The sequence below is a fragment of the Flavobacterium sp. genome, from assembly GCF_044357305.1.
In the GTDB taxonomy this organism is placed as follows: Bacteria; Bacteroidota; Bacteroidia; order Flavobacteriales; family Flavobacteriaceae; genus Flavobacterium.
The window spans coordinates 1-8,964 of record NZ_JBIKPS010000044.1; the positions used below are offsets into that span (position 1 = coordinate 1).

Annotated in this window: 10 protein-coding genes; all 10 read right to left on the minus strand. The window is 30.1% G+C overall.

The window, feature by feature from the left end; genetic code table 11:
* Nucleotides 1–845: 845 nt before the first annotated feature.
* Complete coding sequence (locus tag ACIQ2J_RS14595) at nucleotides 846–1,268, minus strand: HipA N-terminal domain-containing protein (RefSeq protein WP_396171185.1); 423 nt, start codon at nucleotides 1,266–1,268, stop codon at nucleotides 846–848.
* 2 nt (nucleotides 1,269–1,270) lie between these two features.
* The gene (locus ACIQ2J_RS14600) at nucleotides 1,271–2,275 is read right to left on the minus strand and encodes a HipA domain-containing protein (protein WP_396171187.1); all 1,005 of its coding nucleotides are present in this window, start codon (nucleotides 2,273–2,275) and stop codon (nucleotides 1,271–1,273) included.
* Between the two features lie 250 nt (nucleotides 2,276–2,525).
* The gene (locus ACIQ2J_RS14605; protein ID WP_396171190.1) at nucleotides 2,526–3,266 is read right to left on the minus strand and encodes a DUF6577 family protein; all 741 of its coding nucleotides are present in this window, start codon (nucleotides 3,264–3,266) and stop codon (nucleotides 2,526–2,528) included.
* 264 nt (nucleotides 3,267–3,530) lie between these two features.
* Entirely contained in the window at nucleotides 3,531–3,662 is a 132-nt protein-coding gene (locus tag ACIQ2J_RS14610; protein ID WP_396171192.1) for a hypothetical protein, read from the minus strand.
* Nucleotides 3,663–3,703: 41 nt separating this feature from the next.
* The gene (locus ACIQ2J_RS14615; RefSeq protein WP_396171194.1) at nucleotides 3,704–3,997 is read right to left on the minus strand and encodes a hypothetical protein; all 294 of its coding nucleotides are present in this window, start codon (nucleotides 3,995–3,997) and stop codon (nucleotides 3,704–3,706) included.
* 117 nt (nucleotides 3,998–4,114) lie between these two features.
* Nucleotides 4,115–4,513, minus strand: a complete 399-nt coding sequence (locus tag ACIQ2J_RS14620; protein ID WP_396171196.1) for a hypothetical protein — start codon at nucleotides 4,511–4,513, stop codon at nucleotides 4,115–4,117.
* Nucleotides 4,514–4,515: 2 nt separating this feature from the next.
* Nucleotides 4,516–5,571 carry a hypothetical protein gene (locus ACIQ2J_RS14625; RefSeq protein ID WP_396171198.1) on the minus strand — a complete coding sequence of 352 codons (1,056 nt, stop codon included), beginning with the start codon at nucleotides 5,569–5,571 and terminating at the stop codon, nucleotides 4,516–4,518.
* Between the two features lie 4 nt (nucleotides 5,572–5,575).
* The gene (locus tag ACIQ2J_RS14630; protein WP_396171201.1) at nucleotides 5,576–6,616 is read right to left on the minus strand and encodes a hypothetical protein; all 1,041 of its coding nucleotides are present in this window, start codon (nucleotides 6,614–6,616) and stop codon (nucleotides 5,576–5,578) included.
* Between the two features lies 1 nt (nucleotide 6,617).
* Nucleotides 6,618–7,970 carry a hypothetical protein gene (locus tag ACIQ2J_RS14635; RefSeq protein ID WP_396171203.1) on the minus strand — a complete coding sequence of 451 codons (1,353 nt, stop codon included), beginning with the start codon at nucleotides 7,968–7,970 and terminating at the stop codon, nucleotides 6,618–6,620.
* Nucleotides 7,971–8,755: 785 nt separating this feature from the next.
* Nucleotides 8,756–8,964 (minus strand): hypothetical protein (locus ACIQ2J_RS14640; RefSeq protein WP_396171205.1); only part of this gene is annotated, 209 nt, incomplete at its 5' end.

The window sequence follows — 8,964 nt, forward strand, 5'->3', positions numbered from 1 at the left end:
AAATAACTTTTGGCTAATTAAAAAAGCCAAAAAAGTTATTCTGAAATTATGCTGAATTGAAATAAAAAACTAAATTTGATTATTAAAATAATAACTGACCTTGTTGCATTAAGGTCTTGAATCCGCCTTGGTGTAGAAGTTTATCCCGGATGTACTGTATTCTAATTCTTTACTATAGCGTGCTGCATATTTCTCTACCGACTCTTTGTTGGTTGATTGTCCTAGACCTGCTATGTAGATTGCTGTTGGCATTTATTTGTTTTATACCTCTGCAATTTTGGAATAGTTTTTTAAAGTGTGTTACGGTGTTTTGGTGTTTTTTTTACGGTTTTTTGATGTGAAATTAAAAAAAAAATATCTTTGCAACATCGATTAAGGCAATCTGTTACCAACTGTTACTTGTAAATCTTGTACTTGTGTTGCTTTTAGCTATAGAGAAGAATAAAAACCAAAAACCACTCCGTAATGAAGAGGTTTTACAGTTTGCTTTATAAACACAACAATTTACTTTTAATTAATGTAAGTAAATGATGCTTCAAGTATTTCTTGTTTTTTTTTAAAGAATTAAGTGTAAATATGTAAACTTATTTTGGGATGAGACAACTTTGTGGGTACGAGTTAGAAACTCGCACTAGCGATGCAAGTTGGTTCTGCTCGGACCAGGGGGGTAATTGGAAATCTAAAGCGTCATTTTACTACCAAACGAAAATAACGTTCTAAATATTTGTAAATTAAATTAGCGAAATGAAGCAAACAAATAATTGATGCTATGAATACTTGGGTTAGGAGCGATTTTTGTGCAGCTGAATGAGGAAATTGCAAAAAATAAGATGCTTTTAAGCACCTTATTTTGTTTCTAATTTGAATGGATTATTTACAGAGTATTCACCAAACATTTCTAATAATTTAACTGTATTGGTTCGCTCTGATGGATATTTTTCAATGTATTCTTTAATCTTTGGTTGTTTGAAAGATGGAATACGATTAGAGAAAAACGGCCATAATTCTTTTGTTTTATAAGTATTAGTAACTATTGGAAATTCTAATAATGGTTGTAATTCATTTTGATTTTTAAACCATTCTGAATACTCAAAAAGCCATTCATCCTTATCGAAAATTAAATTACCTATGATAGTATTTTGGTATTTTAATGAAAATCGATGGATTGTTTCTTTATGTTCTATAACACAATTGTCCTTTATTAAACCTTTAGACTTTTTGTTGTTACTATTGTTTTTGTTGAATATACTTAAGATTGCACTAATCATAATTATTTATTTAATATTTCAGCTATTTTTTTAAACCTTAAATCCAATAAATACTGGATCACTTCTCTTCTTTCCTTAATGAACAAGTGTTCAAATTCAGAGTTCAATTTTACTATTGCCTCATCAAGAAATTTACGGTTCGTCCAAACACTTTTGTGTTCATTTTTAAAATATTCATTTTCTATAAGAAATTCAATTAATTCAAAGTGATTACATTTACTATTATTTGGTACACTAATCTTTGGTACTGAATTTAAAACGTAATTTTCTACTTTTTTATTGTCAGGATTGCTTAATTCCTTTTGCAAAGATATAACTTTTTCGTCAGATTGATTCCATAACAGCCCTCTTGCTGTATCATAAACTGGTGAAAAGTATGGTTTATGTTCATTTTTAATGTGCGAAATAATACCCCAATTATAGTAATGGCGGTCATTGTTGCCTGTTAAAGCATCAAATAAAAGCATATGAAAGAAACTGTTAAATATTTCTGAATGTTCATCAGGAAAGATTTTTTTGATAGAATTTAGTACGTCAACTATATTTATTTCTTTTTTTAACGCCTTATTTTTATCGAGTTCATCTATCCATTCGTTATTATCCTCGTTAATAAATCTTGATAAAATATTAGCTCCGTGATTTAGGGTTTGTTCTTCATTATGAAAATGCTCACTTAAATACCTAACATAATCTTCGGCTATTATTACTTTTGAATTAGCAATATTTATGCCAAAACATTTACCTACAACTGTTAAATAATGCTCTGTTATGCTTTCATTGGGATACCATTTATGTCCAATTTTTGCAATATATTTCTTCCATGTTTTTGGATTGCTTTTTCTTCCTTCACCATAAGTATATAATCGTATTAAATCTTTTGGAGCATCACCACCAACAGTGCCTTCTAATGCTACAATAGAATGACTTTTAATTACATCTAAATGTTTTGAAGTCAATTTAACTCCTGATTTATTTACTATTTTGTATGTGATTAGTTTTTTTGACATATCATAAATTATCTGAATAATTCTTTATTCTTTCGTTGACGTGATCTATTTTTACCTGTTGAGATTGCTAACACTAATGCGTCACCTCCTTTGAATGTATTTTTAAACCGTTTATTTGTAATTGTTCTAATAACATTAGTGCCCAAATTACTTTCTCAATTAATTTGGCATCACTATGTTTACCTAACTTTCTTTTTAAGTTAAGAATCCAATTACTTGTATGTGTTTTGTTACTAATCATTTTATAGTATTAACAAAAAACGTTTTGTTTAGCCGAAATTATATTGGTTTGTTTTTTAATTTCAGCTTCGCGATTTCTTCTCGATGCGTAGCGTTTCATTTTTGATTCGTTGATGTTGTATTTGTCAAATGCACTTTTGAAAATAAATTCTAGTTCGCCTTGCTGTGCTGCAAATAGTTCGTCATCTGCTACGATGTCCACTAAAATTTTTTCTAAAGATGGGACATTGATGTTGTTCCATTTTTGGATGGGCGCTTCTGAATTTAGGTTTTTGATGATTATAGCATTATCTAAAGCTCCGATGTATCGTTCTATTGTTTTTTTGTCTGGATTGATGAAAACATTTGAAAAATTGGTATTGAGCTGGTTGAATACTTGCTCACTCGCTACTTTTTCTACTTCAACAATCGTAAAATTTTTGAATGTTTGATGTCGCATTAGATCATTCAACCATGCGCTTTCCCAAATGCAATACTTTACAAATGGGAATGTTTTATTTATAACCGATGCTATTTTAACTAGTTTATTGTTTAGATGCGGTTGAAATGTTTTTTCATTTCCTAGAGCATATATGCCTCTTGAAAGGGAATGAATACTACCTTTTTTTTGTAAAACAGATACATAAATATTGATGGTATTGTCTGTCCAATTGGCAAAATCTTTTTTGATTAATGCCAATAGTTCTTCTCTAGAGATTTTGTCTCTAGTTTGAAAATATTTGTTTATTTGATTTTCTATTGTAATACTCATTATTTGCTTGTTTATAGCAAAGGTATGTCTTTTTTTTGAATTATATAAAATTGGCAAAAATATTTATATTTTGCCGTTTTTATATTATAAATTGCGATAGGTAATATATGATTTTATTCCTTTAGTTTTGTCCCAAATATGAGAAACATTTGGGACAAAATATCATTTACTTCATTTGCGCTTTACTACACATTGTGTAGTAAAGCGCAAATAGAATGTTTAGTTAAACTTTGGCGGTAAACTGCTATTATTACCAAAAGTTAATTATTTTTTTGGGTTGTGTGGTTTTAATGTTGGATGTTTTGGTTTTGTTTCGGGATTTACATAATGTCTTTTGTCGTCGGTGCCGTCTTCTTTTTTTGGTTTTGTTCCTGGAATGATTGCTTGGATGGTCATGGGTTATTTTTATTGATTAATGTTTTAATGCTGCTCCAAAGTCAGGAGACTTTGGAGAGCGTGGGGGTTTGTAATGCGTTTATCACTCTTGTTGATAACGATTTTAAATCTTTAAACGCAATAACCCGCTCGTTAACTTTGTTGTTGTAAGACGTGTTTTTAGTAACAACATCGGCTAAACTTGTCTGAGATGCCGTGTATAATGCATTAAGTTGTGGTAACTTTAATGCGTTTTTAGTTGGGTTGTATGTTGCTCCATAACCTGTTACGAATGAAATTAAATCTTGAAGATTTGCAACATTTTTTGCGTGTCCTGTTTCTGATGTTGATGCCATATTTATAATTTTTAAAGTTATTAACGATAAAAATATGAATTTATTGAAAATGTTTATGAAAAGATAGTTTGTATTTTAAAAATTAACTTATACTTAATTAAAATCACTCTATTATATTTACTTTTTTTTGTTAAGAATGATATATTCACTAAATATTTCTTTTGCTTTTTCAGTTATGTCTAACCAAACTTTGTTTTCAAGAATTTTGTTATATCCATCTGTTTCCATTTCTATTCCATAACCAATATCTTCGAAATCATTTATCATTAAATTAATTTCGTTCAATAGATTATATAATTTATCATCCCCGTTAATTGACTTGTAATATTCAGTATACCTTTCAAAATCTAAATCATCATAAAGCCTTGCTAAAGTTTCTGAAAATGATGAAATAAGTTTAGGATGTTTTCCAGACCAAGTTAATTTTTGTAATTCAATATCGGATAAATCAAAAATAGCTTTAAATATATTATTTTTCCAAATAATTGGATTTTCTTTTTCTTCTAAATAACTCATTTTTAATTTTTATTAAATTTAAAATCTTTTTTAGGTATATGAGATTCAGCTGAATTTGAAGGTACTTGTTTACCTTTAGCATCAACTGTTTTTCCATTTGATGTTTGCTTAACATATGGTTTTTGTTGAGCGGCATTTGGACTATTTGGGTTACCACTCTGTACTCTTACATTATTTCCTGCTGGGTTTTTAGGGTCTTTAAAAACTGTTCCTTGACCATTTTTGCTTGTTTTCATAGTCCAATCGGAAGGAACTTGTTTTGTAACAGTTGCACCTGCGTCTCCAGCTGGGCCAATTTTTTTCACGCTATCTATTGCATCAGAAATTTTATCTAAACCTTTCGCAATTTTTGGACCTTTAGCTAAATCTCCAGCATAAGGTAAAACTGCACCTAAAACACTTGCACCAGCACCCAACCAATCTCCACCATCAGCTGATAGAGATGCACTTAATAAATCAGATGCTGGTGTTGGGTCAACAACACCAACAATATCTAAGGCCGTAACAACAAAATCATTTCCGCTGAAACTATAATTTCCTCCTAAATCGCCAACTATTGCACCTGCATTAATTTTAACATCTATCAAATTAGTCTTAATAGTTAAACTTGAATTGTTTTTACCGAGAATTACAATGTCTGTTGGTGCCATTCCATCAGGGTCAACAAATCGCATTGGATTATTAAACGACATTGTATAAGGCGACCAATCAGGAAACTCCTCACTTAATGGGTCTGGCGAAAGCCAACGGCTTGGCGTGTCGCCAATTGGTCGAGCGTACATATCGGTAGTATCAATGACAATGTTTCCAACGATTTGTTTTCTGTCAACGTGATAACGAATTGAACCAATGGTTACAATACTATCTAAATCGTGAACTTCGAGATATTTTCCTTTGCTTAAAGTAGCAACTTTGGCTTTATAACCAAACTTGGCAAAAGGATTTCCTGCTTGTATGTTTTTTTCTCGTCTTGCTTGTTCTTCTTTAGATAACTTTTCTTGTGCTGAAAGCATACCAAAAGTTAAGAAGCAAAGCACTAAAAAATAATATTTTTTCATAGTATTAATTTTTGCTAAAGTTATTTAATTTTTTGTTTTCGTATTTGTTTTTTTCTGTTTTTAATGTAACTAACCAATTGAAATACATTTCTTCGGGCATAAATCGATAGCCGATTTTGTGAATGTGTCCGTATTCTTTTTCTAAAGCAGTAAAAAGCAATTTTGCTTTTTCTTCGTTTGTTTCTTGTTCCACTTGTTTTTTGTGAATTTCGGCTTTAAGAATTAAAGCAGTTGCAAAATTTGGATATGCACTTATTGCTGTTTCGGCACATTTCAATTCAAAAGTTCCGTTGTTATTTGGGTAAATACTTTTGTAAGCATTGGCTAAATCAATTAAAAGAAGTGCAATACTTTCTTTATTATTTAGTGCTTTCATATAAACGCCGTTTGTAATTGCGTCAAGATGCACAAAACCCGAAGCCATTATCCAAGCATCGTTCGGAAATATTCCGCTTGTAAGTTCTGTATTAAACCAACCGTGTTTTATATTTTGATGTTTGATATAAACGTGGTTTGGTGCTAACGAAAGATTGGCAGTTGTACCTAATTCTTCTGCAAGTATTTTGTATAAATAAGGTAATGAATGACAATTTCCTTTGCGAGTTTGAAGCAGTTTTGTTACTGACATATTTGCTAAATCGTTATGCCCAAAAATATCGTTGAAATCATATCCGTAAGGAATGTATTTGTATTGTTTATCTTCAATAATTAAAGGAATTGTATCACACATAACCGAGTAAACCGATGCCCATTTGTTTACTTTTTCTTTGTCGCTTTCTACATAAGCCAAAAACCTGTTTTGGATTAATGAATTGCAAAGATTGGTTAATGTTTTAATTTCTTTGTTAACAAAAGTAGTATCTAATTTATTATTGAAATATGCGTTTTCGACTGAAAAAACCGCTTTCTTAAAACTATAATTATTCTCATCAACAATTATACTATTGAGCAAAGCGTAGCTTTGTTCAAATAGTTTTTCTTGGTTTTGTGCGATAGCACAAAATGTTGAGAGAAAGAAAAAAGAATGTATAAAGTATTTCTTCATTTTAGTTTTTTAATGATTTTTTGATGACTAAACCTTTGAATTGTTTTCTGATGGCTTCGTTATCTTGAATGTGTTTTTGTTCTTTCATAGATTGTAACCAATTTTGATAAGCTTCGTCTGGCATATGTTCGTAACCTAAATTGTCCATAAAATTGTATTGTCCGTTTACTTTATTGAGTAATGCAACTGCTTGAGGAAAAGAACGGATGTTTTGTAATTCTTCTTTTTTTCGTGGATTAATTCCGAGTTGTTGCATAACATATTCAAAACGAACAGTGTCTAAATTGGATTGTATCATATTGGCACTTATGCTGTTTGGATAAAGTTCTAACGCTTTTGTAATTAGTTTTTGTACAAATTCATCGTAGCCAAATTTATGAATATACCCATTTGCTAAATCTACATAAAATTGCGATAGCAATTCTTTTTTAGATAGATTTTGCATATAGATTTTGTTTTGCAATGCTTCTGACTTAATATAACCCGATTGTAAAATATAGGAAGTTGTTGAGAACATTCCATTTGTAAGTTCGATACTATACCATTTGCCAACATCATCTTTAAAACGAATATAGGAATGGTTTGGCGAAAACGCCAAAAACGCTTCGGCGTTTATTTGTTCGGCAAGAATTAAATAGAGTAAAGGCATTGAATGGCATTGCCCTGTTTTGGTTGCAAGAAGTTTTGAAACAAACATTTTGGAATAATCTATCACACCCATATAGTCGTCAAAATCATATTTAAAAGCAGTATGCTTTAATCCGTTGGATTTGAGTTGCATTGTTTCTGAAAAGAATTGAAAAAGCATAAAGTTTTTGGCGGAATTGCTTTGTAAATCATAATTGAGTTCTTTCATTTTGGAAAGAATAAAATCGCCCGAATTTTTTATGATTTTGTCAAACTCTGCTTTGTCTTGTTTGTTTTCAAAATAAGCGTTTTCGATTTGGAAATTAATATCTTTTACCGATAAACTATTTGTGTCAAGTTGAATTATTCTGTCATAAACTTCATAATAGTAATTTGTTCCTGAAAGATTAGAATATGATGGAAGATTGTAATTTATGTTTGATTTTGCTTGGTTTATGTCTGCGTAAATTTCACGCATTTGTATTTCCTTTTGCTTTTCTGTTTGGGTGGCTTCTCTGATTAATTTTTCGTTTTGTAATTGTTGTCTTTTTTGTGTTTCGTCCGTTCCGTTAAAAATATTCACCGGATTTGGAACTACGTTTATATTGTTTGGATTTCCTAAACCTTGATTTCCGTAATGTTGAAATTGTGTTGGTTGTGGAATACTTGGCATTTTTACTTGTGAGAAAGTAAATAGTGGAATTAAAAGAAAAAATAGTGTCTTCATATTCAGTTTTTTCAACGTTCTGTGTAGCTCAAGGGTATCATATAACTTGTATATATGCGCTACAAAGTAGCGGGTATTCATCAATAATTGGGTTGATTATTGCTATTTTATGAATTTATATTTGGCAATATCATAGTAATCACGATTGCAAATACACGCGGTCGGGATATTTCTCTACCGACTCTTTGTTGGTTGATTGTCCTAGACCTGCTATGTAGATTGCTGTTGGCATTTATTTGTTTTATACCTCTGCAATTTTGGAATAGTTTTTGGTACGTATCCCTTTAATGGATAATTAGTTTTTATTTTGTATGTTTGTTTAATGTTCTATTATATACTTAATGGAAATAATAACTTAAGGTACGTTTATATGTTAAGGTATTTTATTTGTTTTATTTAAAGGTATGTTAAAAATAGTTTACTATATTAGTCTTTCACCAACTTTGTGCGCACATAGTTTTAACAAATACAACTATGACAAATTTAACAAAGAGAGAGGCGAACATACAAATTAACCTCTCACAGGATGTTCTTTTGACAGGATTACAATTATTTATACTATCAGTAGTATTGTTTAAAGTAACCTTTAGGAACAAAAAATAATGCCGTGCAACTGTTTGTGCTTTCCCCCTTCTGTAAGGGGGATTTTTTTGTAAACTATTTCTAACTACTACCCATAAACTATCTTTTTCACATCTTTTGTTGGTTTATAATTAATCATATTGTTTTCATTTGTTAGAGCATCTTTTATAAACTCCTCAAACAAATTTGTTTCCTTTAAAATACTATTCGTAAAGTTCTTCTTTTAATACCGCATCGAACACAATGTCTATTTCAGTAATCATATTATTTTTAGTTCTGTAATGCTCTACTTTTACCCCTGAAATTACTTTTAAGTATTTTTGTAAAAAATTGTTTTTAATTTTTTCAAATTCTTTAAAGTCGGTATTAAGTTCTAAAAGTGATTTTTTTTGTATTGTTACATTATTGGTTT

Bases quoted from the DNA above. Each gene is read 5' to 3' on its own strand.
- ACIQ2J_RS14595 (WP_396171185.1), bottom strand. From the start codon at position 1,268: ATGATTAGTGCAATCTTAAGTATATTCAACAAAAACAATAGTAACAAC.
- ACIQ2J_RS14620 (WP_396171196.1), bottom strand. From the start codon at position 4,513: ATGAGTTATTTAGAAGAAAAAGAAAATCCAATTATTTGGAAAAATAAT.
- ACIQ2J_RS14630 (WP_396171201.1), bottom strand. From the start codon at position 6,616: ATGAAGAAATACTTTATACATTCTTTTTTCTTTCTCTCAACATTTTGT.
- ACIQ2J_RS14615 (WP_396171194.1), bottom strand. From the start codon at position 3,997: ATGGCATCAACATCAGAAACAGGACACGCAAAAAATGTTGCAAATCTT.
- ACIQ2J_RS14600 (WP_396171187.1), bottom strand. From the start codon at position 2,275: ATGTCAAAAAAACTAATCACATACAAAATAGTAAATAAATCAGGAGTT.
- ACIQ2J_RS14635 (WP_396171203.1), bottom strand. From the start codon at position 7,970: ATGAAGACACTATTTTTTCTTTTAATTCCACTATTTACTTTCTCACAA.
- ACIQ2J_RS14605 (WP_396171190.1), bottom strand. From the start codon at position 3,266: ATGAGTATTACAATAGAAAATCAAATAAACAAATATTTTCAAACTAGA.
- ACIQ2J_RS14610 (WP_396171192.1), bottom strand. From the start codon at position 3,662: ATGACCATCCAAGCAATCATTCCAGGAACAAAACCAAAAAAAGAAGAC.
- ACIQ2J_RS14625 (WP_396171198.1), bottom strand. From the start codon at position 5,571: ATGAAAAAATATTATTTTTTAGTGCTTTGCTTCTTAACTTTTGGTATG.